Annotated in this window: 15 protein-coding genes; 10 read left to right on the forward strand and 5 right to left on the reverse strand. The window is 67.3% G+C overall.

Features of this window, described 5'->3' with window-relative positions; all coding sequences use genetic code 11:
- Nucleotides 1–5: 5 nt before the first annotated feature.
- Nucleotides 6–1,487, reverse strand: a complete 1,482-nt coding sequence (locus JOF56_RS30790; RefSeq protein WP_209642970.1) for a class I adenylate-forming enzyme family protein — start codon at nucleotides 1,485–1,487, stop codon at nucleotides 6–8.
- Between the two features lie 132 nt (nucleotides 1,488–1,619).
- Between JOF56_RS30790 and JOF56_RS60255 the strand changes: the two genes are divergently transcribed.
- From JOF56_RS60255 to JOF56_RS30805, 3 genes are read left to right on the forward strand one after another with little or no spacing between them, the layout of a single operon-like run.
- On the forward strand, nucleotides 1,620–1,853 hold the full coding sequence (locus JOF56_RS60255) for an acyl carrier protein (RefSeq protein ID WP_209642971.1): 234 nt from the start codon (nucleotides 1,620–1,622) through the stop codon (nucleotides 1,851–1,853).
- Entirely contained in the window at nucleotides 1,850–3,097 is a 1,248-nt protein-coding gene (locus tag JOF56_RS30800; RefSeq protein WP_209642972.1) for a condensation domain-containing protein, read from the forward strand. Before JOF56_RS60255 ends, JOF56_RS30800 begins: the two co-directional genes overlap by 4 nt.
- A complete protein-coding gene (locus tag JOF56_RS30805; RefSeq protein ID WP_209642973.1) occupies nucleotides 3,094–4,884 on the forward strand; it encodes a N,N-dimethylformamidase beta subunit family domain-containing protein in 1,791 nt (596 codons plus the stop codon). Before JOF56_RS30800 ends, JOF56_RS30805 begins: the two co-directional genes overlap by 4 nt.
- Here the strand turns inward: JOF56_RS30805 and JOF56_RS30810 are convergent.
- Genes JOF56_RS30810 through JOF56_RS30825 form a run of 4 tightly spaced genes read right to left on the reverse strand, consistent with a single transcriptional unit; the run spans nucleotide 4,866 to nucleotide 9,438 of the window.
- Nucleotides 4,866–6,416, reverse strand: a complete 1,551-nt coding sequence (locus JOF56_RS30810) for an NAD-dependent epimerase/dehydratase family protein (RefSeq protein ID WP_209642974.1) — start codon at nucleotides 6,414–6,416, stop codon at nucleotides 4,866–4,868. The two genes, JOF56_RS30805 and JOF56_RS30810, sit on opposite strands and share 19 nt — an antisense overlap.
- Complete coding sequence (locus JOF56_RS30815) at nucleotides 6,416–7,759, reverse strand: methionyl-tRNA formyltransferase (protein ID WP_209642975.1); 1,344 nt, start codon at nucleotides 7,757–7,759, stop codon at nucleotides 6,416–6,418. The genes JOF56_RS30810 and JOF56_RS30815 overlap by 1 nt, the downstream gene beginning before the upstream one ends.
- A 10-nt stretch (nucleotides 7,760–7,769) precedes the next feature.
- Nucleotides 7,770–8,462 carry a PIG-L deacetylase family protein gene (locus JOF56_RS30820; RefSeq protein ID WP_209642976.1) on the reverse strand — a complete coding sequence of 231 codons (693 nt, stop codon included), beginning with the start codon at nucleotides 8,460–8,462 and terminating at the stop codon, nucleotides 7,770–7,772.
- On the reverse strand, nucleotides 8,449–9,438 hold the full coding sequence (locus JOF56_RS30825) for an NAD-dependent epimerase/dehydratase family protein (RefSeq protein ID WP_209642977.1): 990 nt from the start codon (nucleotides 9,436–9,438) through the stop codon (nucleotides 8,449–8,451). Before JOF56_RS30825 ends, JOF56_RS30820 begins: the two co-directional genes overlap by 14 nt.
- A gap of 119 nt (nucleotides 9,439–9,557) precedes the next feature.
- On the opposite strand from JOF56_RS30825, the gene JOF56_RS30830 reads away from it, so the two are divergent.
- The 7 genes from JOF56_RS30830 (at nucleotide 9,558) to JOF56_RS30860 (ending at nucleotide 25,157) form a co-directional block, all read left to right on the forward strand.
- Nucleotides 9,558–10,331: a hypothetical protein gene (locus JOF56_RS30830; protein ID WP_209642978.1), complete on the forward strand. Its 774-nt coding sequence runs from the start codon at nucleotides 9,558–9,560 to the stop codon at nucleotides 10,329–10,331.
- A complete protein-coding gene (locus tag JOF56_RS30835; protein ID WP_209642979.1) occupies nucleotides 10,321–11,586 on the forward strand; it encodes a nucleotide sugar dehydrogenase in 1,266 nt (421 codons plus the stop codon). Before JOF56_RS30830 ends, JOF56_RS30835 begins: the two co-directional genes overlap by 11 nt.
- 160 nt (nucleotides 11,587–11,746) lie before the next feature.
- A complete protein-coding gene (locus tag JOF56_RS30840) occupies nucleotides 11,747–12,493 on the forward strand; it encodes an MHYT domain-containing protein (RefSeq protein ID WP_307855330.1) in 747 nt (248 codons plus the stop codon).
- 69 nt (nucleotides 12,494–12,562) lie between these two features.
- A complete protein-coding gene (locus JOF56_RS30845; RefSeq protein ID WP_209642980.1) occupies nucleotides 12,563–14,023 on the forward strand; it encodes a benzaldehyde dehydrogenase in 1,461 nt (486 codons plus the stop codon).
- 466 nt (nucleotides 14,024–14,489) lie between these two features.
- A complete protein-coding gene (locus JOF56_RS30850; RefSeq protein WP_307855807.1) occupies nucleotides 14,490–20,972 on the forward strand; it encodes an SDR family oxidoreductase in 6,483 nt (2,160 codons plus the stop codon).
- Nucleotides 20,960–24,883, forward strand: a complete 3,924-nt coding sequence (locus JOF56_RS30855) for a beta-ketoacyl synthase N-terminal-like domain-containing protein (protein WP_209642981.1) — start codon at nucleotides 20,960–20,962, stop codon at nucleotides 24,881–24,883. The genes JOF56_RS30850 and JOF56_RS30855 overlap by 13 nt, the downstream gene beginning before the upstream one ends.
- Complete coding sequence (locus tag JOF56_RS30860) at nucleotides 24,870–25,157, forward strand: acyl carrier protein (protein ID WP_307855331.1); 288 nt, start codon at nucleotides 24,870–24,872, stop codon at nucleotides 25,155–25,157. Before JOF56_RS30855 ends, JOF56_RS30860 begins: the two co-directional genes overlap by 14 nt.
- Nucleotides 25,158–25,159: the final 2 nt, after the last annotated feature.

The raw sequence follows: 25,159 nt of genomic DNA on the forward strand, positions 1-25,159 counted from the left end.
GCGCCTTACTCCTTGGCAATCCGCCTGAGCGTCTGCTTGATCACTTTGCCTGCGTCGTTGCGTGGCAGGCGGTCCAGCACAAGCAGCCGGGTGGGCAGTTCGTGCTGGGCGAGCCGTTCGCCGAGGAACGATCGGACCCCGGCAAGCGAGATGGGTGAGGTGGCGACGACCGCGGCGGCCACGGCCATTCCCATGACGGGATGGGAAATGCCGAACACCGCCGCCTCGGTGACATCGGGATGCTCGTAGAGCTCGGCTTCGACCTGGAGGGTCGGCACCTTGAAGGCACCCGACTTGATGACGTCGCTGTCCCGGTCGACCAGATGCAGGAATCCGTCCTCGTCGACGTAGCCGAGATCGCCCATCCTGACCCAGCCGTCGCGGAACACAGTGTCCTGGCTGTCCTCTTCGCCGTGATAGGACCGGCTGTACGGCCCGGCGCGCAGCCAGACCTCGCCGGTCTCACCCGGACTGAGCCGGACACCGTTGCTGTCGGCGACCTTCAGTTCGCTGCCCGCCGCCGGACGGCCGAGCGCCGACGGCCGTTGCGGGTCGTAGATCATGATGGTCTGCGCGGGGGACGCCTCGGTCGAGGTGTAGTAGTTGGTGATGGTGGCGTTGGGGAAGGCCTCGACCAGTCCGGCGGCGACCTTCGGCGGCAGGGCGGACGCCGCCGATCCCAGCAGGAGCACACTGGACAGGTCGTGATTCGCCGCGATGCCCGCGCTCAGCAACTCGGTGGCCATCGCCGGGACCACGAACACCGTGCCCGCGCTGTAGGACTCGATCAGCCTGGCGAACCTGGCCGGGGTGAACTGCGGCAGCGTGACCACTGCCGGTGCCGCGGTCAACGCGTGCGTCAGCATCACCTGGCCCGCGTTGGTCCCGATCGGGAACGCGTGCAGCAAATACTTGCTGTGCGCGAACGCCCGGCGTTTCGGACTGATCGGACCGCGGGCCCCGAGGTTGGCATGCGTGGCGCGGACACCCTTGGGACGTCCGGTCGTGCCCGAGGTGAACAGGATCTGCGCCGGGTCGGTGAGCTCGACGCGGACATCCGGCTGACCGGTCGTGCCGGTCTGCAGCTGCGCCGCTGTCCCGGCCCAGCCCGGCCCGGCAGGAGGGGCCACTATCTGTCCATAAAGGACGGCAGTGGCCCCGCACCGGACGAGCATCTCGTCGCGCTGGACGGGCGCCATCCGATCGGAGATCGGTACGGCGACCGCGCCCGCCTTGAGCACCGCGGTCCACGTCACCGCGAAATCAAGCCAGTCCCGGGCGCCGAACACCAGCCCGACCTTCTCGCCACGACCGACGCCGCACGCGATCAGGCCGTGTGCGGCCGCATCCGAGCGCTCATCCCATTCGCGGAACGTCAACGTTCCCACGCCCGCGACGATGAGAGCCGCTCGCTCAGGTTCATCGAACGCCCGATCGGCGAGCAGTTCGGGAACTGTCAGTATTCGTTGATGGGCCGTGGAACCCACCTCCTGCCCCAGCGGCCGGCTAGGTGTTGGCACCCATGCCGGCCGGTCTTCCTCGCGCAGACGTTATGAAGAACTGGCAGCAGCGTCAAGTAGTTCGTGACTTGTCGGCAATTCGGACTAGACTCGCCCGTCGTGCGGGAATCTGGGGAAGTTCGCCGTCGTGTCGCGCAGCTGGTCGAGCTGGCCACCGACGGTGACGTCGAATCGGGCGATGTGCTGGCCGGGCGGGCGAGTCTGCCGGATCTCGGCGTGACCTCGTTGGGGTACCTGCGGTTGATCGACGCGCTGGAGCGGGAGTTCGGTGTGGACATCGACACCATGGCCCCGCTGGCGACCCTGGACGACGTGGTGGGCCAGCTGACATGAAGATCGGCTTCGCGGCAGGCCAGGCCCGTTCGGCGCCGCTTACCTGGGGACAGCGCGACATCTGGCGCGCGATCGAGGCCGCGCGGCCGCAGGACGGATACCTGAACTTCGGTCATGTTCTGCCCGCCCCGCGCAGGTCCGGCCCGGTCACTCTCGCTCGTGCGGCGGACGCGCTCGGCAAGCTCGTCGAGCGGCATGAGGCGTTGCGGACCAGGATTTCCGGTGACCGCCAGCAAGTGGAGAGCTCTGGTCAGCTCGATGTCACGGTGACAGAGTGTGCCGTCGATGAAGTTTCTGTTGCCGCCGAACAAGAGCTGAACCGGATGTCGGCGCCTGCTTTCCACTACGCGGAGCAATGGCCGTTGCGTGCCGGATTTGTTGTCACGGACGGCGTTGTGCAGCGGATCGTGCTTGTGTTCTGCCACATGGCTGTGGACGGGCACGGCGCTGAGATCGTGCTGAAGGATTTACGGCTGTTGCTGCTGCGGGGAACACTTCCGCAGGCGTCGGCCGCGAAACCCGCAGACCTTGCGGCCCACCAGAACTCCGCTGATGGCAGGAAGATGACACGGGACGCTGTCACCTACTGGACAGAACAGTACGGACGCATCACTCCGGCCAGCCTGCCCACGGCCCCTGTGCGGCAGCCGAGATACGTACAGGCGTCGTTGTATACCAAGGCTGCCGCAGCCGCGGCGCACGTGATCGCCGACCGTGACAGGGTGAGTTCGTCGACTGTGTTCCTGACCGCGGTGATGAAGCAGGCGGCCGAACTCACCGGCCAGCGTGTGCTGGGTATGCGCATGATCGTGAGTAACCGGTTCAGCCACGGCCGGCGCGATGTGGTCTCGACCATCTCGCAGGAAGGCCTGGTGGTGCTGGATCTCGGTTCGCCGGACTTCGACGGCCTGGTGCGGCAGGCATGGCAGGCCGCGCTGCGTGGCTACCGGTTCGCCCAGTTCGATCCCGACGAGATGCACCGTGTGACCAGCGCGTTGCCGGTGGCGTCGTTCGGCTGTTTCAACGACCAGCGGCTCGTGCAACGCGCCGAACCGCTGCCGCCTGATGACTCGTCGTCGACAGTGCAATGGACATCCACAATGGATCGCAATATCTGTGACTTCCGGGTGCACGTCGGCGACGGCGAGCTCAGCCTGGCCGCCGACACGGCGCTGCTGTCGCCCGGCGGGATCGAAGGCTACCTGCGGGACGTCGAGTCGCTGCTGGTCAAGGCGGCGGTATGAGCTACGCCAGGGCGACCTCCTGTGCACAGGGGCAGACGTTGCTGTTCCGCGCCGAACCCGGGCCGGTCCGTGTCGAGGATGTGCCCACCGGGCAACTGGTTCACCAGGAGGAAGTGTTCGACACGGACTGGGAGCTGGTCGTGCCACGCGACTGGCCGAGTTCCTTGTACCGTGCCGTGTTCGCGTCGAGTACCGCCTACTTCGTGGTGCGTGCCGCGGTGGCGTCCAGCCCGGTGCTGGTGTCGATTCCCTTCCCGACCTGGGAAGCCTACAACCGGCCCGGTGTCGCGGGCGAAGGTCTGTACCAGGCCGAGCAGCCGGACCGGGCGGTACGTGTCTCGTTCGACCGTTCCGGCGCGGGACCGCAGCCCGAAGGCTGGGAGCTGGGCCTGCTGCGCTGGCTGGGACCGGCCGGGTACCAGGTGGACTACTGCTCGGGCCTGGACCTGCATGACGGCATCGACCTGCTCAACGACTACCAGCTGCTGGTGATCAACGGTCACGACGAGTACTGGTCGAAGCAGATGCGCGACTCGGTCGAGCAGTTCGTCCGGGGCGGCGGCAACCTCGCCGTCTTCTCCGGCAACACCTGCTGGTGGCAGGTCCGGTTCGAGGACGACATGCGCACGATGGTCTGCTACCGGGACGCGGTGTCCGACCCGGTCACCGACCCGAGTCTGTCCACAGTGGAATGGTCGAGTGAACCGGTCAACCGGCCGGAGAACAGTCTCATCGGGGTCAGCTTCGCACGCGGCGCGGGCTGCTGGGTGGATTCCCGTGTGATGGCCGAGGAGTCCTACACGACCCGGTTCGCCGATCACTGGGTGTTCGACGCAACCGGCCTGCGGGACGGAGACCGGTTCGGCCAGGGCTCGATCGGCTACGAGACCGACGCCGCGGACTTCGAGGATGTGGACGGTGTTCCGTTGGCCACGGGCCGTGACGGGACACCGCCGTCCTTTGTCATCCTGGCTACTGCGGACCTGCGCCACTGGCGCCGGTACGGCAAGGACGGCGCCATCACAATGGGTGTTCACCAGCTCGGAGCCGGCACAGTGTTCAACGCCGCCACCATCAACTGGGGCAACTCGTTGCAGGATCCTGCACTTGACCGGATCACCCGCAATGTGATCGACCGCCTGTCGACCCCGCGATCACCCGCGCGGTGGGAAGTCATCGGCGCGGCCGGCGACATCCGTGTCCTTGTTGTGTGTGACGGCCGGTTGTACGCGGTCACCAGCGACGACCAGCTCATCCACCGTCCACTCTGCGGCCAGAACCTGAACTGGCAACCGGCTGGCGACGCGGGCGGGGTGATCGCGGTCGCCGCGCCTCGCGAGGCGCACGGCGGTCCGTTGCTCGGACTGTACGGGGTGACTCGCGATGGCCGAATCCGCTACCGTGATGGCATTCCGTCCGATGCGGCTTGGAAGGATGTGAGTTCGGCCCCACCTGGGACGAGTGCGCTCGCGGCCGTGGACGAAGGTATGTTCGCTGTGGCGGGTGATTCGTTGTGGCATCTGCCGATCCGGTGCCTGGAGGCTGGGCTCGACGGGTGGAGCAAAGTGGACACAGCTCCTTGTTCTGTCTCGCTCACTGCCATGCACGGCAGGCTTTTCGCCATCGCTGACGACCGGGTGCTGACCCGGGTCGCGGCTCGTGAGCCGTCACCCTGGGCGGATCTTGGCCCCGCTGAAGGCAATACCGCGCTGGCCGCGTGGTTGGGGCGGCTTGTCGGTGCGGGGGAGCGGCTTTCGTGGCGGGTTGCTCAGTCGTCGGTTTCGTAGGCCAGCCATTGCGAGTACGTGTGCAGGCCGTAATGCAGGTCGATGCTCGGTCGCCAGCCGAGCTCCTTCTCCGCTCTGCCGACTGGGACTGGGGTGCCGCCCTTGGCCGGTGTGCCCTCGGTCCGGACCGGCCGGACTGACTGCCCTATCGCGACACAGAGCTTCTCGGGCGTGACGAGGTTGGGGTTCGCGATGGTGTAGGCCTTGCTCGGTGGCGCGCGGTGTAGCACTGCCTCGACGGCGTCGGCGACGTCTTTCAGGTGGACAAGCTGGACAGGCTCGGCGTCGGTGAGATCGATCGGACGATTGAGCAGAGCATTTCTCACGAACTGGGCAAGCGGTTTGTCCGCTGGCATTCCCGGTCCGTAGGGCACTCCCAATCTCAGTATCAGGTCGCCTAGAAGGATCGCGCGTTCGCCAGCCATCTGAATCGCGATATCAGCCTTGCGATCGGTGACCTGATAACCACGGTCTGCCAGCGCGTGCCTCAGATAGTCGCCGACGAAACCGCCGCCTGCCACGCTCACACTCCGAGATGGGCTCTCACGGGTCTTCGGCGTCGTCGACAGACCGAGCCGCAACCCGTCCCACGCGACCTCATGAAGCCGGTCAGTCAGGTCCGCCAACGCTTTCGCGCCCAGCTTGTGGCACATCCCGCCCGGTACGATCGTCGCCAGCGCCCGATCAAGCACTTGTTCGGACTGGCCCACACCATGGCCTTCGGCCTGGTTGACCACGCCCATGGTGAACGCGGTGAGCCACACACCCCAAGCTTCCTCGGAGTCGAACTCGTCCCGCTGGGGCAGGTCGATCTCGAACCGCCGCAGGTACTCCTCACACTGCATGGTCCGCCACCCGGCCGAGGACCGGACCGCACACTGAGCGACCCCCAGCTTGAAGAACGGAATCACGGACAGTCCGGTCAGGCCAGGTCGCTCCTCGCCGTCGTCGTGCCGGATGAAACACGCAGACCGGCGCAGCCCCTGGAAGTCGTTGTCCACCAGGCTCGCCATGTCCTCGTGCTCCGCCAAACTCGGCACCGCGACATAGGCCGGAACACCCGCCTGCTTGAGAAACCGATTCATCAACACGTCATCCGGCCATGTCCCACCCTTGTCACGGGCCCACGCGACGTAGTCTCGCGCCACATCCCGCGGCAGCATGATCGCGGCCACCGGCATGTACTCATTCGCCGCAGGAACCCACCGCGCCCCAGCCAGCGCCCCCTGCCGCGCAGCAGCCCCATTCCGCGAATTCCAGAACGCGAACAAAGCCAGTGCCGCATCAGGCATCGCCTCAGCCGCCGCCCGCACCCGCCCAAAAAACCCAGCCGACAAGACCATGTCGTCATGAAGCAAAAAATGATGCGTCGACCCCTCCGGCACAGACGACCACGCCCGCAACGAAGTCCGGAACGCCGATGGCTGCCCACCCGGATCCGGATCAGTCACCACATCAAGAACACCCCCAGCCAAGGCCCGCGCCCGCTCCAACCGCAACGGATGCGCCATCACAGCCCCAGTCACCCGCATCACGACACCCCCAACCGCACACCAACCCCAAGCTCCCCACTCTCAAGCAAAGCCAAGGCATCAGTCCTCGGCCCACCCTCCCAGCTAACCTCCCGAACAATCACAACCCCACCCCCACACCGAACCAAGACCCCACCAACAGAAGTCGACCACACCACCCCCAGAACCTCCCCAGGCCAAGCCTCGTGTCCGGCTGGCAGAGGGTGGCCGTCATCGGCTGGGCTACCATGGCTGGGCTCCGCCTCGAAGGCCCGGCCAGGCACCGCCGGGGGCCGATCCGCCCCCAACGGTGACACGATCGGGTGAACAATTGGCCAAAACTGTCCGGATTTGGGGGTCTCGGCCCTCCCGGTAGGGGACCGTGCGCCGGGCCGGATGGGGGAAGAGGAAGGCGCGGGCGCGACGCGATCAATCTCGCTGGTCCGCCCATCGGATCCCGCCGCCTCAGCCACCCCGGCCTCAGCCGGCAGAGCCAGGCCGGAGTCTGCCGACAGAGGCAGGCCCGAGCCGGCCGACCTCAGGCTGGAGCCAGCCGCGAGGGACAGGCTGGCATTGGCCACGCCGTGCTCGGTCAAGCCATGGTCGAGCGCCGCCCCCTGGATGAGGTCTGCGGTGTGGAGCCAGAGGCGGCGGCCGTTGTGTGTGGTGAATGCGCCTGGGTAGGGAGGGCCGAGGGCTCGGATCCAGTTGTAGACGGCGGGGGCGGGTTGGGTCCAGTCGATCAGGCCGTCGTCGGGGCGGCGTTTTGGCCAGGTTGAGCCGCCGGAGGGTTGAGGTGTGGCTGTGGTCTGGCCGCGGAGGGTTGCGGGGATGTGTTTGGTGAGCAGGGCGATGTTGATCTCGGTGACTTTGCGGTAGACCTCGGCGACGGTGTCGCGGGGGGTGATGGGGAATTCGACTTGGTCGATGAGGTCGCCGTCGTCGACCCCTGGTTTGAGGAAGAAGAGGCTGACCGCGCTTGTTGTGAGGCCTTTGATGATGGTCCAGGGCAGTGGGGCTCGGCCTCGGCCATGGGGGAGCCTGGAGGGGTGCAGGCCGATGGCGCCGAGGGGGCATGCGCTCAGCAGGGGTTCGCGGATGAGCTGGGACCAGCCGGCTATCACGAAGAGGTCGATGTTCAGGCGCTGGACTTCGGCCAGGACTTGGCCGTCGTTGATGTCCGCGGTCTCCAGCAGGGGGATGCGGTGTCTGGCGGAGGCTTCCGCCAGTGGTGCGTAGCCGGAGCGGTGGGCCAGGCCTGGTGGGTAGCCGATCAGCAGGGCGGGGGGATCACCTTGCGCACACAGGATGTCCACGGCGGGGGCGGCGAATTCCATGCCGGTTGCGAAGACGTAGCCGGGCACCGGGGTCCTCTCAGGAAATTATGGTTCGCAGGACTCCGAACGCCTCGGCGTGGTGCACGCCCATCTCGGCGCCGCGCAGCACGGCGAGTGCGCTGACGGATTCTTCGCTGCGGATGTGCGGCACCGGCCGGTATTGGGTTTTGTAGGCGCGGAGGGCTTCGAGTTTCCGGTCCAGATGGTCACTGATGTCGTAGTAGGCCGTGGAGCGGGGCAACGGCTCCGCGGCCCATTGGATCTTCGACATCTCGTAGAGGAACACGTGCGGCACCAGCCATTTGCCGAACTGCTGGGCGATCGGGCGGGCCGCGGCGAAACCGGCGTCGAACACCGCGCGGTGGTCCTGGTCGTAGTCGGCGAAGCTGGGCAACAGGACCAGGTCGGGTCTGCGGGCGTTCATGGCGTCCTGGAACAGGTCGACCATGTCGCGGCGCGGCAGGGTGTCCAGTCGTTCGGTCAGGTTCTGGCCAGCGAAGGCTATGTCGTAGGTGAAACCCAGGATCTGCGACACGTGGCTGATCTCGGCCAGCCGGTCGGCGAATGTCGTCGCCTCGGTGAGGCCGTAGTGGTGCATGCCGTCCACAGCCAGGTAAAGCACGTGTACTTCGGCTCCGGCCGAGTGAAGTGCCGCCATCATTCCGCCGCAGCCGAGGACTTCGTCGTCCGCGTGCGGGGAGATCACGAGTACGCGGTCAAAGCGGGGCATGTGCACCTCGCTTGTCCGCGCGTGTCCGGTAGTAGTCGGCGGTCATCATGATCAGCTGGTCGAGGTCGATTTCCGGGTGCCAGCCGAGGGTCGACGCGGCCCGCAGCACCGGCACTTTGCGGAACGACTCCGCTTCGGCGTAGTGCGGCCCGTGCACGCTGCGGCCGTCCACGCGCACAATCTCCGAAGCACTGCCCAGCAGGCGTTTCACCCGTTCGGCCAACTCCATCACGGTGATGGCGTTGTCCGGGTTGCCCACGTTGAAGATGACGTCGTCGGAGCCGAGGGCGCCGTCCATGTGCTCGACCACGAACCGCGTCAGATCACTCGCGGCGACGAACGCCCGCACCTGATCACCGGTGGCGAACACGGTGATCGGCTTGTCGGCGAGGGCCTGTTGCACGAATGTCGGCATGACGAAACCGCCCGCGCGGGACTGCCGGGCGCCCGCGACGTTGAACGGCCGGATGACGATCGCCCGCAGGCCACGATGCCTGCTGTTGATGACCATCGCCTCGGTCAGGGTCTTGCCGATGGCATACTCGATCCGGGTGTTGTAGGTCGTGGGAACGACAATCGAGTCCTTCTCGTCGAGCATTCCGCTGCGGCCGTAGACCTCCGCCGAACTGAACAGGCACAGTGGGACGTCCGCGGCCAGACAGGCCTCGATCACGCGCGCGGCGCTGCCGACGATGTCGTTGCCGAGCTGACCGGTTCGGGCCAGGATGCTCGCGGGGCCGACGTGTGAGGCCGTGTGCACCACTCGATCCGTTCCGGCGAAACCGTTTCCGGCGTCCAGATAGTCCTCGATGCTCTCGCGGATCACTGTGCACCGCGGGTCGGCGTCGTAGTCCTCGCCGTCGACCACCGCGCCGACGCACGAGTCGATCACCCGGACCCGGTGGCCGGCCGCGAGATACGCGTCGACCAGATGCGAGCCGATGAAGCCGAGACCACCAGTGACAACAACCGTCAAGTAAGCCTCCCCAGTAGGCAACCGCCTGGATTAAAACACCGCTTGGTGGACTTGTCACGAGTCGCTGACACAATCAGTTTGCTCTTGCCGCTTCGGTGTCCGGGTGTCAGACTCCTGGCGTGCGGGTGACGTTCGCCAGCGATGGCGGATCTGGGGAGTCCAATGAGGACATAGCGGCCGCGGCGGATGGTGTCGTCGTGGTCCTCGATGGTGTGAGCAAGTGGTACACCGACGAATCCGGCTGCAGTCATGGCACTGTGTGGTACGTCCGGCGGCTGTCCGAGCGGATTCTCCACCATGCCGCCGGTCGGCTGTCACTGTCCGAAGCGGTGGGTGCCGCAATCGGTGACGTGGCGCGATCGCATGCTGACACCTGCGATCTGACGCACCCCTGGAGTCCGGCGGCGACCGTGGCGGTGTTGCGGGAAACCGAGTCGGCCGTGGACTATCTGATTCTCGCCGACTGCGTCATCGTGGTCGAGACCAATCTCGGCGTGACCGCGCTGACCGATTCCCGGCTTGCCGAACTGCTGGACGTCCTGCGGCATCCGGACGCGTCCGAGGAGATGAAACAACATCTGCGTGACGGACTGCACCGTTTGCGTAACCATCCGGACGGCTACTGGGTGGCGAGCGCCGATCCCGCGGCGGCCGCCAACGCGATAACAGGATCTATTGCGAGAGGCGCGATACGCAGGGCGGCGCTGCTCACCGATGGCGCGTCTTGTCTGGTCGACGACTACGCCCAAGCCACCTGGCCGCGATTGCTGGAGCTCGGACCGGACGGCCTGATCGACGAAGTCCGCCGTTGTGAGAAGGACGATCCCGACCGGGTCCGCTGGCGCCGGTCGAAGGTCCACGACGACGCGACGGCGGCGTTCTGTGAGTTCTGACGTCATTGTCGCCGGTCTCGGTTACGTCGGTCTGCCGCTGGCGATTCTCGCCGCCGAGGCCGGCCATGCCGTCACGGGTTACGATCTGGACGTCGGCAGGGTCAAGCGCCTGTTGTCCGGCGAGTCCTATGTGGAAGACGTGGCCGACGAACGGCTGGCCATGACGCTCTCCTGTGGGCGGTTCCGGCCGACCGTGGCCGAAGTCGACCTGGGTTCGTTCGATGTCGCCGTCATCGCGGTGCAGACTCCGTTACGCGACGGCGCGCCAGATCTTTCCTATGTGGAATCCGCGATCCGCGTTCTTGCACCTCATCTCCGGCAGGGTGCGACCGTGATCCTGGAATCCACGGTGTATCCGGGAACGACTGAGGAGTTCGCCGGTCCGTTGCTCGCCGAGCTGTCCGGGCTGCGGCCGGGGCCGGACTTCCGGCTCGGATTCAGCCCGGAGCGGATCGACCCGGGCAACCGGACGTGGAGCCTGGAGTCGACACCGAAGCTGGTGTCCGGAGTGGACGAGGAATCGCTGGCCGCCGTGCGGGCGTTCTACGACAGCTTCGTGGAGCAGACCGTGCCGGTCGCCGCGCCGAAGGTGGCCGAGCTGGCCAAACTGATCGAGAACACCTTCCGGCACGTGAATATCGCACTGACAAACGAAATCGGTATGCTCGCGGCCGAGCTGGGCATCGACGTGTGGGCGGCGATCGACGCCGCGTCCACCAAGCCCTTCGGGTTCATGCCGTTCGTGCCCGGCCCGGGGGTCGGTGGGCACTGTCTGCCGGTCGACCCGGTCTACCTGTCCTGGCGCGTGCACCGCCAGCTCGGCAAGCGGTTCCGATTCGTCGAACTGGCCAACGACATCAACGACCGGATGCCGCAATACGTATTACAGCGACTGTCCGCGGGGCTCAACACACGCCGCAAGTGTGTGAACGGTGCCCGGGTGCTGGCGCTCGGGATGGCCTACAAGCGCGGTACGGGCGACATCAGACAGTCTCCGGCGCTCGCGGTGATCGACGGGCTGCTCGCGATGGGCGCGCAAGTCCGTGTGGCCGACCCGCATGTGATCGAAGAGACTCCGGTCGATCATCGGGTAGTCCGCGTGGAGGTCACCGCCGCGGAACTCGCGCAGGCCGACGCGGTACTGATACTGACCGATCACGATGAGTTCGATTACCAGGTCGTGGCCGAGAAATCGGGTTATGTCCTGGACTGCCGCGGCCGGCTGGCGGCCGGTTCGGTGATTGAGCTTCTGTAGTTTTTCGTTAGTGATTCACCGCCATTCCATGAATGCCCTGCATGCCAGTTGCTTCTCTTGCGTAGGTTGCTATGTTGAGCATTACTAAGTGGTTGCTGGCTGGGGTGGGCGCCCCCAGGTCGGGGAGGGCGAGGCGATGTATGGGTTTTCTTTTAATGTCGTGACGGCGGTGATCGCCTACGTCGCATCTGTAGTGGGCTCTGCCCTGGGACTCCTGTGCACGTCACGGGCAAGGGCGGCGGTCGGCTCGGAGCGGGCGCGCTGGCTGGCGCTGGCGGCGGTCTCCATTGGCGGCACCGGTATCTGGGTGATGCATTTTATTGCGATGCTCGGCTCGGAAGTATACGGAACACCGTTGCGTTATAACGCTCCGGTAACCATTCTGAGCATGGTTCTCGCGATAGCCGTGGTGGCCGTCGGTATGTTCGTGGTGGGTTTCGGCGAGCGACCGGTTTGGCTATTCGTCGGCGGTGCTTTCACCGGCGGTGGCGTGGCCATCATGCATTACGTCGGAATGTCGGCTATCAACCTGTTCGGGGAGATTCACTACGACCCGTTGCTGGTGGCCGCTTCGGTGGTGATCGCAGTCGTCGCCGCGACGGCCGCGTTGTGGGCGACGCTGTACATCCGTGCGTTCGGTGCGGTGGTGATCGCGGCGCTGATCATGGGTGTCGCCGTGAACGGCATGCACCATGTCGGCATGTTCGCCGCGCACGTGATGCCGCACGACGCGACCAGTGGACTGACTGGGATGACAGGGGAATCGTTGCTGCTGCCGATGGTCGTCGGCATCACCTTCGTAACAGTTGTCACGCTCGCGATCGTCGCGCTGTCGCCGAACGCTCGTGAGATAGCGGAGGAGCGCGCGCTGCAGGATCGAATCGCCCGGGCAACTCACTTCCGCTGAATGGAAACCCGGGCTGACTCCGGCCGCTGAGCGCGATATTAAGTCGGGCTCAGCGAGACAGGAGTGCGCATGGCTTTTCTCAACGATGAGATCTGGCAGGGGCGGATCTTCAACGGCACGTGGGTGGCCTCGGCCGGGGGAGACGCCCCTGTCATCGAGCCCGCCACGGGCAACGAGCTCGGCCGGACCGGGATCGCCGCCCCGGCCGACGTCGCCGCCGCGTCAGCGATCGCGGTCGAGGCACAGCGTTCCTGGGCCGCAACGCCTTTCCAGGAACGCGCGGCCGTGTTGCGCCGCGCGGCGGCGCTGTGGGGCGCGCACGCCGCGGAGATCAGCTACTGGCTGATCCGGGAGTCGGGCAGCATCGGCGGCAAGGTCGGCTTCGAACTGCATGTGGCAGAACAGGAATGCCACGAAGCCGCCGCGTTGCCGGCGCACCCGTTGGGTTGCGTGCTGCCCAGTGAGGCTCCCCGGCTGAGCATGCAGCGCCGTGTCCCGGCCGGAGTCGTCGGTGTGATCGCACCGTTCAACGCCCCGCTGATTCTCTCGATCCGGTCGGTGGCACCGGCTTTGGCGCTCGGCAACGCCGTGATCTTGAAGCCGGACCCGCGGACGGCGGTGTGCGGTGGCGTGGTCCTGGCCCGTGTGTTCGAGGAGGCCGGGCTGCCGCCTGGCTTGCTGCACGTCCTGCCGGGCGGTGCGGAGACCGGCGCCGCGTTGGTCGCCGACCCGGCCGTGCGGGTCATTTCGTTCACCGGGTCCACTGCGGCCGGACGTCTTGTCGGCGAGGCCGCCGGGAAGCACCTCAAGCGCGCGCACCTGGAACTGGGCGGGAACTCGGCGATGATCGTGCTCGAAGACGCCGATCTCGACCGGGCGGTGGGCGCGGCCGCGTGGGGAACGTTCTTCCACCAGGGCCAGATCTGCATGACCACCGGACGGCACCTGGTGCACTCGTCGATCTACGACGATTATGTGCGGCTGCTCGCCGAGAAGGCCGACGCGCTGCCGGTGGGCGACCCGGCGACCGAGGAGGTAGCGCTCGGGCCGATCATCGACGCCGCTCAGCGCGACAAGATCCACAATCTGGTGACGGCCTCGGTCGACGCCGGCGCGGTCCTCGTGGCCGGCGGCACCTATTCCGGATTGTTCTACCGCCCGACCGTTCTCACCGACGCGACCGCTTCCGCACCCGCGTACCGCGAGGAAGTGTTCGGGCCGGTCGCCTCGGTGACGCCTTTCTCGACCGAGGACGAGGCGGTGAAGCTCGCGGCCGACAGTGAGTACGGTTTGTCGCTCGGCATCCTGACCGGGGATTCGATGCGGGGCCTGGCTCTGGCCGAACGAATTCCGACCGGCATCGTGCATGTGAACGATCAGACCGTGAACGACGAAGCGCTTGCTCCGTTCGGCGGCGTGCGGGCCTCCGGGACCGGGTCACGGTTCGGTGGCGCGCAGGCCAACATCGAGGCGTTCACCGAGACGCGGTGGGTCACCGTGCGGGGAGATATTCCCAGTTTCCCGTTCTGACGTGGTGTGTGAGGCGGCCGTACCCGGTTGGGTGCGGCCGCCTCACGCTGTCCGTTCTGACGTGGGGTAACTCAGCCGGGTGAGGGTGTTTTGCCTGGTGGCGGCGACCCCGATCATGGGCCGAACTGTTATTCACTCACCTCGGTGAGCGTTTCCCGAGGCAGGTGGTGTGGTCGCGGGACAACCATCCGGCGTTACATGAGAAGTTTTCACAAGGGTGTGGACGGCATCGGGGTTTGTTTGTACGGTGATCGATGTGCGTCCTCGCCGGGGCGATGAGAACCCAATTGTGTCCGGCACTTCGCACAAAGAGAAGTCCGCTATTCGAGTTGCGTACTGGTTAACCCGCTGAAACGGTTGTAAACGGTCCGGAAACGTCCCGCCGGGGTGGCGGCTCCGGTTGTTCACCACTGGTTTCCTTTCACATCCCATTCCCTGCCGGTGTGGAGGAGGAATCGACTTGAGCGTGTTTTCGTGTCGTGACCTGGTCATTGGCGTGAGTCCGCTCGCCGAACCGAATGCCGCCCTCGTCGTCGCCGTAGAGCGCGCCGGGTGTCTCGGTGTGCTCGATCTCGGGCGTGACCGCGCCCTGGCCTGGGAGCACCTGGGGGTCGCGGCCCGCAGACTGGGCCGGGGCTTCGGCGTCCGGATCGGTCCTGACTGTCCACTGAGGATAGACGAGCTGCCGGGTTACGTCGACGTAATCCTTACGCCACAACCCGTGCGAATCCCGGGCAAACGGGTCCTGGTCGAGGTCACCTCGGTCGAGCAGGCCGGCGCGGCGGTCGACGGCGGCGCCGACGGGCTGATCGCCAAGGGCTGTGAGGCCGGCGGCCGGGTCGGTGAGGCCACCACGTTTGTGCTGCTGCAGCGCCTGGTCGCGGAATTCGATCTGCCGGTCTGGGCCGCGGGCGGGATAGGCCCGAATACCGCCGCCGCAGCCGTCGCGGGCGGTGCGAGCGGTGTGGTGATTGATAGCCAGCTGGCGCTTGCCACCGAAGTCCGGGATTGTCTCAATCCCGAGGTCGTGACGGCTATTGCGGCCATGGACGGCGCGGACACGACGATTGTTGACGGCTGCCGTATGCTTACGCGCCCCGGGCTGGGCATTCCCCTGTCAGTGGGACAGGACGGCGCTCTGGCTAATGGCTTGAGCCAATCGGGCCGCACGGCTGGCGGCGTCGTGCAAATTGTTCGTAAGGCTGTTCGGGCGAATCTTGCCGTGGCCGCCGCGAATCCGGTATTGCGGCCGAACGGGCTATTCAGCGATGTCCGCCACCCCGTTGCCCAGGGCCCGATGACCCGGGTGAGCGACCAGCCGGCCTTCGCTCAGGCCGTCGCTGAGGGTGGCGGCCTGCCGTTCCTCGCCCTCGCGCTGATGACCGGCGAGCAGACCAGGACGCTGCTCACCGAGACAGCCTGGCGCCTGCCGGACCGCCCGTGGGGTGTGGGCATCCTCGGCTTCGCCGAGCCGGATGTCCGGGACGCGCAACTGACCGAGGTGCTTGCCGCCAAACCGGCGTACGCCATCGTCGCGGGCGGCAACCCGGCGCAGGCCAAGACCCTCGAAGACGCCGGTATCCAGGCATTCCTGCATGTTCCGTCGCCCGCCCTGCTCAGCGGCTTCCTCGATGAGGGCGCCCGCAAGTTCGTGTTCGAAGGCTGGGAATGCGGTGGCCACACCGGTCCGCGGTCCAGCTTCACACTCTGGGAACAGCAGATCTCGGTCCTGCTTCGCCGCGCCTCGCTGGACGGTGTGAGCGTGCTCTTCGCAGGCGGCATCCACGACGAACGCTCCGCGGCCATGGTGTCGGCGATGAGTGCGCCGCTGACTGAGAAGGGCGCGAAGGTCGGCGTGCTGATGGGCACGGCATACCTGTTCACCAGGGAGGCAGTGCAGCTCGGCGCGATCCGGCCGGTGTTCCAGCAGGTCGCGTTGGAGTGCACGCAGACCGCGCTGCTGGAGACCTCGCCGGGACACAGTGTCCGTTGCGCCCAGTCATCCTTTGTGGACATGTTCGGCCAGGCCAAGGCCGAGCTGGCCGGGGTGGACCGCCAGCAGGCCTGGGCCCGGCTGGAGCGGCTCAACCTGGGCAGGTTGCGGATAGCCAGCCGCGGGCTCAGGCGCGAAGGCGCGGATCTCGTCGAGGTCAGCGAGGACGAACAACGCGAAGCCGGCATGTTCATGATCGGCCAGGCGGCCACGCTGCGGTCCGAGCTGACCGATATCGCCACCCTGCACGAGCAGGTGACCAGCACGGACCTGCTCCAAGCCCGTTACGCCGAGCTGGCCGAGGAGCCGGCGCCGAGCGTGGGCGAGCCGTTGGACATCGCGATCGTGGGCATGGCGGCGATGCTGCCCGGCGCCGGGGACATGGCCGAGTACTGGGCCAACATCGTCGCGGGCGTCGACTCGGTCGGCGAAGTCCCGGCGGATCGCTGGAATCCCGGGCTGTACCAGGACGCCACGCCCTCACGCTGGGGCGGCTTCCTGGACCCGGTCCCGTTCGACCCGCTCGCCTACGGCATCCCGCCCGCGTCGCTGACCTCGATCGAGCCGGCGCAACTTCTGGCGCTGGAAGCAGCTGCCAGGGCCATCGACGATGCCGGCTATCGCACGCGCGAGTTCGATCGCGGCCGGACCTCGGTGATCTTCGGCGCGGAGGCCGGTGCCGACCTGGCCAACGCCTACACCGTGCGGTCGGCGATGCCCGCGCTCTACGGCGTGACGCCTGCCGAGCTCGACGACTACCTGCCGAGGCTCACGGAGGACTCGTTCCCAGGCGTGCTGGGCAACGTGATCGCCGGACGGATCGCCAACCGGCTCGACCTCGGTGGCGCGAACTACACAGTGGACGCCGCGTGTGCGTCCAGCCTCGCCGCGTTGGACGTGGCCTGCAAGGAACTCCGGGCCGGATCCAGTGACATGGTCCTGTGCGGTGCCGTGGACCTGCATAACAGCGCGCACGACTACCTGATGTTCGCCTCGGTGAAGGCGTTGTCGCCCAACGGCCGGTGCGCGACCTTCGACTCGGCTGCCGACGGCATCGCGTTGGGTGAAGGCGTCGCTTGTGTGGTGTTGAAACGACTCACAGACGCCGAACGCGACGGCGACCGGATCTACGCCGTGATCAAGGGCATCGGTGCCTCCAGCGATGGCCGGTCGTTGGGCCTGACGGCGCCACGCGCCGACGGTCAGCGCCGTGCCCTGCAACGTGCTTACGGCTCAGCGGGGGTTTCCGTCTCATCAGTCGGGATGGTGGAGGCCCACGGCACCGGGACGGTTGTCGGCGACCGGACCGAGCTGGCCGCGTTGACCGAGATGTTCACCGAGGCCGGGGTGGACCCGGGCAGCTGCACGATCGGATCGGTCAAATCCCAGATCGGGCACACGAAGTGCACGGCGGGGCTGGCCGGTGTGATCAAAGCCGCGCACGCGGTCCACACCGGACTGCGGCCCGGGACGCTGCATGTGCAGAAGCCCAACTCGTACTGGAAGCCCGACAGCCCGTTCGCCTTCGGGCACCGGACCTGGTCGGCCCCTGCGGAAGAACGCACGGCCGGGATCAGCGCGTTCGGGTTCGGCGGCACGAACTTCCATACCGTGATCACCGGATACGGCGGTGCTGACGAGCCGAGACACGGTCTGCAGGCGTGGCCCGCCGAACTGTTCGTGTTCCGTGGCGCGGACCAGGCCGCCGCCCGGCGGGTAGCAGGCCAACTGGCTCGTCTGGTGCAGGCGAACGACGCCGCGGGCCGGCCGAAGAGCCTGCGTGACCTGGCGGCGACGGCCGCCTCGATGGCACCCGGCCAGCCGATTCACGCCGCGGCGGTGGTCGAGGATCTCGACCGGCTCGCCCAGGTGCTCGCCGATGTCGATGCCTGGCGTGCGAACGGCCCGGTCCGGCTGCGCGACAACACCGGCACGCCACAGGTGGCGTTCCTCTACCCAGGCCAGGGAAGCCAGCGGCCGGGCATGCTGCTGGACCTGTTCACCGCCTTCCCACGGCTGCAGGACACACTCAGGCTGGCAGGAGGACGGTACGAGAACGTGATGTTCCCGCCGGCCGCGATCACCCGTGAGGAAACCGACCGGCAGAAGGCGGCGATCACCGATACGACCGTCGCCCAGCCGACGCTGGGCATCGCGGGCCTCGCGATGACGCAACTGCTTGCGCAGCTGGGCATCCGGCCGGACATCGCGGGCGGTCACAGTTACGGCGAGCTGGTGGCGTTGACCGCGGCAGGCGTGTTCGAACCCGAACAACTGCTGGAACTCAGTGCGGCGCGGGCGAACGCGATCGTGAACGCCGTGGGCGACGATCCAGGCATGATGGCTGCTGTCTCGGCATCCATCGAGCAGGTTCGTGATCTCCTGCCGGACGGCGTCGTGGTCGCGAACCACAACGCGCCGAAACAGGTCGTGATCTCGGGTGGGACCGAGGTGATCGCGAGTGCGGTCGAACGGTTGTCGCAAGCGGGTTTGTCGGCGAAGCCGATCACGGTCGCGGCGGCGTTCCACAGTCCGTTGGTGGCCGCTGCGGAGCAGAGCTTCGCGGAAGTGCTTGCCGGTCATGGGGTCGGGACGCCCGCGTTCCCAGTGTGGTCCAATGTGGACGCTACGCCGTACGGTGAGATCCGGCCGACCATGGCCAGGCAGCTCGCGGCCGGGGTTCGCTTCGTCGAGCAGATCGAGTCGATGTACGCCGCGGGTGCCCGGGTCTTCGTGGAGGCCGGGCCCGGCAGTGTGCTCACCGGCCTGGTCCGCAAGATCCTCGGCGATCGGCCGTACACCGCGGTTTCGTGCGACTCCGCGGGCGAGAACGGCATCAAGGTCCTGTTGCGCGGCCTGGCCGACCTGGCTGTCGCGGGCGTGCCGGTGGATGTCGCGCCGATCTTCACCGGCCGGGCCACGCCGGTCCGGCTCGACGACATTCCCGCTCGTCCCCAGTGGTTCGTGGATGGAGGACTCGTGCGTGACGCCGATGGCAATGCGTTGAACGGTGGCCTGCGCCCGGCAGGCGAGGCACCGAGGCTGGTGGCGTCGGCAGGGATCTCCCGGGACGCGGTGGTCAAGGAATTCCTCGACGGCATGCGGGAAGCCGTTGCCGCCCAACGTGATGTCCTGCTCGGTTACCTCGGTACCGCTCCGGCGGCGCCGGTCCAGGTCGCGGCCCCGGTGGTCGTGCCCGAGGTCGTGATCCCCGAACCCGCGCGGGAACCGGAACGGGGCGCGGTCGACGTCGGGACGGTGGTGCTGGAGACGATCAGCGCCCGGACCGGTTACCCGCCGGAGATGCTCGATCCGTGCCTGGACCTGGAAGCCGACCTGTCGATCGACTCGATCAAACGGACCGAGATCATCGGCGAACTCGCCCGTGCGCTCGGTGTGAGCGGCGACAGCGCCACGGTCGAGGCCCTGGCCAGGATCAAGACAATCGAAGGCATCGTCGGCTGGTTCACTGGACAAGAGGACACAGCACGGTCCGAACCTGGTGCGGCCGAACCTGTTGCGGCGGAAGAAACCGTGCCTGGCGGGCGTCCGGTCCGCCAGATCCCGGCACTGGTCACGATCGACGGCTGCCCGCAGCCGGAGCCCGCCGCGCTCGCCGGTCGCAGCGTCCTGATCGTCGACGACGGTGGTGACGTCGGCCTGGAGATCTCCGACCAGGTCGAACGGCTGGGCGGCACGCCGCGCACCGTCGAAACGATCACCGACATCGAAGACACCGACTTTGTGATCTATCTGAGTGCGTTGCGCTCGGACGGCGAGCCGACGCTTCCCGAGGCGTACCAGGAGATCCGCACCTGCCTGACCGCCGGTGTGAAAGGCCTGATCGTGGCGACCGCCGGCGGCGGCACCCTGGGGTTCAGGGACCTGCACGACGAGTGGGAACCGTTGGACTTCGGTATGCACGGCCTGATCCGGACCGCCGCGCTGGAGTACCCCGGTGTGTTTGTCCGGGCGGTCGACGTGAACCCGAAGGAAAGCCACCGCGTGATCGCCAAGGCGCTGATGGCGGAGCTGACCACAGCCGACGGCCCCGCAGTCGTCGGTCACGCCTCAGGCAAACGACACGCGATCGAGCTGCAGACAGTGGAATTCACTCAGGACGCTCGATTCGAACTCGATGCCGACAGCGTGGTCCTGCTGACCGGCGGCGCGCGGGGAATCACCGCGCTGGCCGCGATCGAACTCGCCGAACAGACCGGCTGCCGGATCGAACTGATCGGGCGGACACCACCGCCGAAGGGCATGGAGGACCCACGGACCGCAGGTGCGACAGGCGAAGCCGAACTACGGCGGGCGCTCATCGAAACCGGGCTGCGCGACCGTGGCGAGATCGCTGCTCAGGCCCGCAAGTTGTTGGCCGAGCGGGAGATCCGGCAGACCATGGACAAGCTGCGGGCGTCGGCCGGGTCGGTCCGCTACCACTCGTGCGACGTCCAGGACGCCTCCGCCGTGCACGCGGTGATCGACGACATTGTCGCCAGGTTCGGCAGGCTCGACGGCGTGGTGCACGGAGCCGGTGTCCTGGACGACAAACTGATGGCGGACAAGACACCTGAGGCGTTCGCCCGCGTCTACAACACCAAGGTCAACGGTGCCAGGGCGTTGGCGGCCGCGCTCCGGCACAACCCGAGATTCATGGTTCTGTTCGGCAGCATCAGTGGTGTTGTGGGCAACCGTGGGCAGGCCGACTACGCGGCGGCCAACGACACGCTCGACCGGATCGCCCGTTTCTGGGCCATCCAGAGCGACGCCCGCGTGCTGAGCGTCGACTGGGGCCCGTGGGCGGGTAGCGGGATGGCGGCCGAGCTGGCCGGCGAGTACGCCAAGCGTGGCATCCAGCTGATCGACCCGCGAGAAGGCGTGGCGAGCCTGCTGCGAGAACTCTCGCTGGGCACCAAGCAGGACGTCCAGGTGGTCTACCAATGCGAGATGTAGACGTCGCGATCGTCGGCCTGGGCGCGCTGTTCCCGGGCGCCGGCGACGCGCCGACGTTCTGGCACAACATCGTCGGTTCGGTCGACGCGATCGGCACGATCCCGGCGTCACGGTGGGACCCGGATCTCTACTACGACCCGTCGGCTCCGCCCGCCAGTGACCGCTTCTACTGCCGGCGCGGTGGTTTCCTGGACGATCTGGCCACGTTCGACCCGACCAGGTTCGGCATCATGCCGTCCACTGTGGACCACGCGGAACCCGACCAGCTGCTGGCGCTCGGGGTGGCCGCCGAGGCGATTGCCGATGCCGGTGGCGAGCAGGCATTGCCGGACCGCGCGAAGGTGGGAGTCGTCGTCGGCCGCGGCGGTTACCTGACACCTGGATGCGCACGGCTTGACCAGCGCGTACAAGTGAGCCAGCTGGTGTCGGTGATCCAGGACCTGGTCCCGGGGATCGACCAGGCGGCACTGCGGGCGTCACTGCGGGAACGGCTCGGCCCCGACCAGCCGGAGGCGTCGATCGGGCTGGTGCCGAACCTGGCCGCGTCCAGGATCGCGAACCGGTTCGACCTGCTGGGCCCGGCGTACACAGTGGACGCCGCCTGTGCTTCCGGGCTCGTCGCGGTCGAACACGCTGTGCGTGAGCTGATCTCCGGCCGGTGTGATGCGATGCTCGCCGGTGCCGTGCACGTGTCGCATCACCCGACTCTGTGGAGTGTGTTCACGCAGTTGCGTGCGCTGAGCCCGCGTGAGCAGATCCGGCCGTTCGACCGGTCCGCCGACGGCACCCTGCTGTCGGAGGGCGTCGGAATGGTGCTGCTCAAACGTGCCAAGGACGCTGTGGCCAACGGCGACCGGATCTACGCCGTGATCCGCGGTGTCGGCACGGCCAGCGACGGCCGGTCCACCAGCATGATGACACCCAATCCGGAGGGACAACTCCTTGCTGTACAACGAGCTTGGGCCGAAGCAGGACTCGGCCCGGGGGCAGAACTGGGTTTGATCGAGGCACACGGCACCGCGACACCGGCAGGTGACGCCGCCGAGCTGGCGACGATGATCAACGCGTTCGGCGCGACCGGCGACCCGGTCGGGATCGGCACGGTCAAATCGATGATCGGCCACGCCATGCCCGCCGCGGGCATGGCAGGCTTGATCAAAGCAGCTCTCGCCGTGCACCACGGAGTACTGCCGCCGACCCTGCACGTCGACGAACCACACGCGGCCCTCAGGGGCACCAAGTTCGAACCGGTGATGCAGCCGCGCGAGTGGACAGGACTGCGCCGCGCCGGAGTCAACGCCTTTGGATTCGGCGGCATCAACGCACACGTTGTGCTGGAACAGGACCACGCTGCCGTCGCGGTGGCGCCGGACCCGATCGCGTCGGTGCTGTTGCTGTCCGCGGACACCCCGGAAGGCCTCGAGCGGGAACTGCTGGCCGACGACGCCGATCTGCTGAGCCGGGCGGCTCGCCGAATCCCCGCGAAAGATCTAGCTTGCCGGCTCGCGATCTGGCAGCCGGACGCGAAGCGTCTCAAACTAGCTCGACAGGTCGTCGCCCGGGGCCGCAAGTGGACCGGGCGGCACGACATCTGGTTCTCACCCAAGCCTTTGCTCACCGGACCCGGCCAGATCGGGTTCCTGTTCCCTGGATTCGAGCAGCGCGGCACGGGCGAGCTGGCAGGTGAGCAGTCCGTGGTCGAACACGCGGTCACCCTCGTGAAGGCCGGGCGGCATCAGGCACACCGGCTGCGGGAGGCCGGGATCGTGCCGGGCGCGATGGCCGGGCACAGCATGGGGGAGTGGACCGCGATGATCGTCGCGGGGATCTACCCGACGATCGACGAGTTCGTGGAGTCGCTGCGACCAGGCATGGTGGTTGTCGCGGACGTGGTCTACGCCGCGCTTGGCTGCAGCGCGGCCAAGGCCCAGCAGACACTGGACGAGATCGATGTCCAGGTCGTGGTCAGTCACGACAACTGCCCGCACCAGTCGGTGATCTGCGGCCCCGCCGACGACCTGCAGAAGGCCGTGGAACGCCTGCGCGCACAAGGCGTTCTGGCTCAGGTCATGCCGTTCCGGACCGGTTTTCACACGCCGGTGCTCGCGCCGTACCTCACCGCGGCGCGATCCACTGTGGACGCGCTACCGGTCAGCGCGCCCACAGTGCCGGTCTGGTCGGCGACCTCGTTGGCCCCGATGCCCGCCCAGCCGGACGAGATCCGTGAGCTGGTGCTGCGGCACCTGGTGGAACCAGTCCGGTTCCGGCCGCTGCTGCAACGTCTGCACGACCACGGAATCCGCGCCTTCGTCCAAGTCGGGCCGGGCAGCCTGACCGGATTCGTCGAGGACACCCTCGGCTCGCAGGAGCACCTGACCGTGGCCGGCGACTCGGAACACCGCGCGGTCGCGGCACTGTGGGCGTTCGGGCTCAACCGCGGCCGGACAGCCAAGCCGCTTTCCCTTGGGCTGCGGCCGCTGCGAATGGATCCGGTCACGGTCGATCATCACCTCCCGGTCGGCACCGCGACCCCGATCGGTGCCGCGCTGAACGCGGTGCTGGCCGAGACGACAGCGGTGGCACGGCAGGTCAGCGAGGCCCTCGCGGGGCCCCAGCCTCTCGAGGCCGAGTTCAGCCGGGTCTTCTCGTTGCCCGCCATGCCCGAACTGGTCGACCACTCGATCTTCCCGCAGGCCGACGGCTGGCCGGACCTGTCCGACGGGTTCCCGATCGTGCCGATCACCGGCCTGGTCGAAGTGATCGTCGACGCCGCCCGCAAGATCGTTCCAGCCGGCTCCGTCTGTGCTGTCGAATCGGTTCGTGCCATGCGCTGGCTCGCGGTCGAGCCTGCCACGGAGGTCCGGATCACCGCCCGGCTCGACGGCGACCGGGTACGAGTCCGCGTCGGCGACTACGCCGAAGGCCACGTGCGGTTCGGCTCCCCGCGACCGGAGGAACGGACCTACCCGGCGTTCCGGCAGCCCAGGCCCGCACCCGTAAAGGCCGGCGAGCTCTACAGCGAAGGCTGGATGTTCCACGGCCCGCAGTACGCGGGCGTTTCCGAGATCAAAACGTTGGCGGACAACGGGATCAGCGGCACGATCACGGCACTGCCCGCGTCCGGGGCGCTGCTGGACTGCGCTGGCCAGCTGATCGGGCACTGGATGCAGGTCAGCCGGGACGTGGACCAGACCGTGCTGCCCACCGGCATCGACCGGATCGAGTTCTACCGCCCGGCCCCGGAAACCGGCGAGCGCGTCCAGTGCGAGGCATGGATTCGTGAGGTCACGGCAGACCAGATGCGCGCGGATGCCGAGCTGCGCACAGCCGACGGCCGGTTGTGGTGCCGGATCGACGGCTGGACAACGCGCCGGTTCACCACCGACGACCGGATCTGGCAGGTCAAGTTGCGGCCGGACCGCAACACCTTGGCCGAACCGCAGACTGGCGGCTGGGTTCTCGTGACCGAGAAATGGGCCGACAGCGCCACTCGTGAGCTGATGGCACGCCGCTACCTGACAGCCCAAGAGCGGGTCAGCTACGAAAATCTTGACCTGCGCACCCGCAGGCAGTGGCTGCTGCGCAACATCGCGGTCAAGGACGCGGTCCGGCGTTGGCTGTGGAACCGCGGTGCGGGGCCGATCTTCCCGGCCGAGCTGACGGTCGCGGATGAAGGTACTGAAGTACGCGTCCGTGGCGCGTTCGCCACACCCAAGGTCTCGGTCGCGCACTGCGCGGACCCACGCAAACCGTCGGCGGCCGGCTGTGCTGTGGCCATCGCGGGCGACACACGGGTGGACATCAGCATCGAGCCGGGCGCCTGGTCGCCGCCGGACGCGGCCGTGATCACCGACCAGGGAACGTCCTATGTGGTCGCTTGGAAGGAAAGAGGTCACCGTGCCCGAGATTGACGTGCTGGACGATGTCGTCAGGATGATCGAGGAGGTGGTCGGCGAGGACGTCCTGCTGGGTATGGAGGTCACCCCGCACACGACGTTCAGCGACGACCTGGGCCTGGAGAGCATCGAGTTCGTCGCGCTGGCCGAACGGCTGCGGGACCGCTACGGCGACCGTGTCGACCTGGTGGCGTTCCTGGGCGACATGGACATCGACGAGATCATGGCGATGACCGTCGGGCAGCTCGTGGACCACATCGAGGCGCAGCCCGCCGCGAGCGCCGGCTGACC

The organism is Kibdelosporangium banguiense (assembly GCF_017876405.1).
In the GTDB taxonomy this organism is placed as follows: Bacteria; Actinomycetota; Actinomycetes; order Mycobacteriales; family Pseudonocardiaceae; genus Kibdelosporangium; species Kibdelosporangium banguiense.

Bases quoted from the DNA above. Each gene is read 5' to 3' on its own strand.
- JOF56_RS30820 (WP_209642976.1), bottom strand. From the start codon at position 8,462: ATGCCCCGCTTTGACCGCGTACTCGTGATCTCCCCGCACGCGGACGAC.
- JOF56_RS30805 (WP_209642973.1), top strand. From the start codon at position 3,094: ATGAGCTACGCCAGGGCGACCTCCTGTGCACAGGGGCAGACGTTGCTG.
- JOF56_RS30810 (WP_209642974.1), bottom strand. From the start codon at position 6,416: ATGCGGGTGACTGGGGCTGTGATGGCGCATCCGTTGCGGTTGGAGCGG.
- JOF56_RS30855 (WP_209642981.1), top strand. From the start codon at position 20,960: ATGCGAGATGTAGACGTCGCGATCGTCGGCCTGGGCGCGCTGTTCCCG.
- JOF56_RS30845 (WP_209642980.1), top strand. From the start codon at position 12,563: ATGGCTTTTCTCAACGATGAGATCTGGCAGGGGCGGATCTTCAACGGC.
- JOF56_RS30800 (WP_209642972.1), top strand. From the start codon at position 1,850: ATGAAGATCGGCTTCGCGGCAGGCCAGGCCCGTTCGGCGCCGCTTACC.